Origin of the sequence: Aquibium sp. A9E412 (assembly GCF_030398335.1) — a bacterium.
GTDB lineage: Bacteria > Pseudomonadota > Alphaproteobacteria > Rhizobiales > Rhizobiaceae > A9E412.
Window position 1 is genome coordinate 1 of sequence record NZ_JAOAOP010000131.1, and the last position, 2,029, is coordinate 2,029.

3 protein-coding genes are annotated in these 2,029 nt (G+C 77.6%); 1 reads left to right on the forward strand and 2 read right to left on the reverse strand.

The window, feature by feature from the left end:
* Both N1F89_RS20510 and N1F89_RS20515 read right to left on the reverse strand, forming a co-directional pair.
* On the reverse strand, positions 1 to 540 hold a 540-nt coding region (locus tag N1F89_RS20510; RefSeq protein WP_290086349.1), incomplete at its 3' end, for an AraC family ligand binding domain-containing protein.
* A gap of 57 nt (positions 541 to 597) precedes the next feature.
* Positions 598 to 1,359 carry a helix-turn-helix transcriptional regulator gene (locus N1F89_RS20515; RefSeq protein WP_290086351.1) on the reverse strand — a complete coding sequence of 254 codons (762 nt, stop codon included), beginning with the start codon at positions 1,357 to 1,359 and terminating at the stop codon, positions 598 to 600.
* 65 nt (positions 1,360 to 1,424) lie between these two features.
* Between N1F89_RS20515 and N1F89_RS20520 the strand changes: the two genes are divergently transcribed.
* On the forward strand, positions 1,425 to 2,029 hold a 605-nt coding region (locus N1F89_RS20520), incomplete at its 3' end, for an MFS transporter (RefSeq protein ID WP_290086354.1).

Here is a 2,029-nt window from a genome sequence, read left to right on the forward strand (position 1 = left end):
GAAGCCCTCGCGCGTCAGCCCGGCCGCGCGCGCGGCGGCGCCGACGCGGCCGCCGGCCGCACTCAGCGCGCCGATCAGCGCCGCCGCCTCGGCCCGGCAGGCATCGTCGGCCGCGGCCGCGGCGACCCGATCGGCGAGCGCCATGGCCAGCGCCGTCGGATCGGCCGCGCCGTGCAGCCCCGGCAGCGCCACGACACGGCCGGCCGCCGCGCCGAATGCCGCTGCGCCCGCCGCGTCGCCCGGCAGGTAGATGTTGACGCTTTCCGTGCCGGCCGCCGCGGCGAGGCCGCGATGCGCCAGGCCGGCCGGCAGCACCACCGCCTCGCCCGGCCCCGCGCGCAGCACGCCATGCGCGGTGGCGAAGGCGCGCGTGCCGGCCTTGACCAGCGTGACCTGCGTCTCGGCATGCACGTGCACGGCGAGCCCGGCCGGCCCGGTGGCGACCAGATGCGCCTCCTCGATGCCGCCCGCCACGCGGTAGCGCCACTGCGGCGGGCCGCAGCCGGCGGGCCCCGGATCGCTTGTGCGTGCATCGTCCATGACCGGCAGGCTCGGCGCAAACGGCGCCGCTGTCCAGCGTTTTCGCGGCACCGCCGGTCAGCCGAAATAGCGGCCGGGCGTGCGGCCGAAGGCGAGCCGGAAGGCCTCGATGAAGGCGCTGGTGCTGTCGTAGCCGACGGCGAAGGCGACGCCGGTCACCGGCTCGCCGGCGGCCAGCCGCTCGAGCGCGGCGAGCAGGCGCGCCTGGCGCTGCCACTGGCGGAAGGTCATGCCCGTCTCGGCCAGGAACAGGCGCATCAGCGCGCGCTGCGACAGGCCGAGGCGGCGCGCCCAGGCGGCGAGCGTGCGCCGCGCCGCGGGATCGGCGGCGATCGCCTCGGTCATCGGCCGCAGCCGGGCGTCGGCCGGCTGCGGCAGCGCGAGCGGCAGCGCGTCGCTGTCCGCCACCTCGGCCAGCAGCACGGCCAGCAGGTGGTGCGTCAGCGCCGCGTCGGCCGGCCGCTCGGCGATGCGCACGATCACCTCGCGCAGCAGCGGCGACACCGACCACACCGCGCAGTCGGCCGGCAGCGCCGGATGGCGGCCGGCCAGATAGGCCGTGCGCAGCCGCGTGGCGGCGGCGAAGCGGATGGCGTGCACGCGGCCGGCCGGCATCCACAGCGCCCGCCCCGGCGGCACGATCCACACGCCGCCGGCGCTTTCCACGCGCATCACGCCGGCCGGCGCATGCACGATCTGGTGCACGTCGTGCGCATGCGCGGCGATGCGCGCGCCCGCCGGATAGTCGGCCGCGAGCCCCCTGACCGACAGCGCGGCGCGCGTCGGCTGGCAGTCCGCCGATGTTTTCTGGCGATCCATCGCAAGAATGCTGCCATCGCGACGGCTAGCCTGTCGAGCCGTTCCGACCGCTTCGCGAGGCCACGATGTCCGCCCGGATCCAGCTCCGCATCCTGCACGGCGCGCATTTCGCCTGCCATTTCTTCCTGCTGATCTTTCCCACCGCGGCGATCGCCATCGCCGCGGAGGCCGGCGGCGGCTATGCCGCCGCGCTGGCGCTCGGCACGCCGCTCTACGCCGCCTTCGCGCTCGCCACGCTGCCGGCCGGCTGGCTCGCCGACCGGCTCGACGGCGGGCTGCTGATCGCCGTCTTCTTTCTCGGCTGCGGCGCGGCCTCGCTGCTCGCCGGCCTCGCCCCCGGCGAGACCGCTCTGATGGCCGCGCTGGCGCTGCTCGGCCTGTTCGCCGCGCTCTACCACCCGGTCGGTCTGGCGCTGCTCACCCGGCTCGCCGAGCGGCCGGGCCGCACGCTCGCCGTCAACGGCGTGTTCGGCAATCTCGGTCTGGCCGGCGCCGCGCTGGTGACCGGCGTGACGGCCGACCTTGCCGGCTGGCGCGCCGCCTTCGCGCTGCCCGGCCTCGTCGCGCTGGCCGCCGGGGCGGCGAGCCTCGCCGCGCTGCGCCGCATGCCGGCGTCGGGCCGCGCCGCCCGTCCTTTGCCGCATGCCGCGCCCGCCGTGCCGGGCGCGGC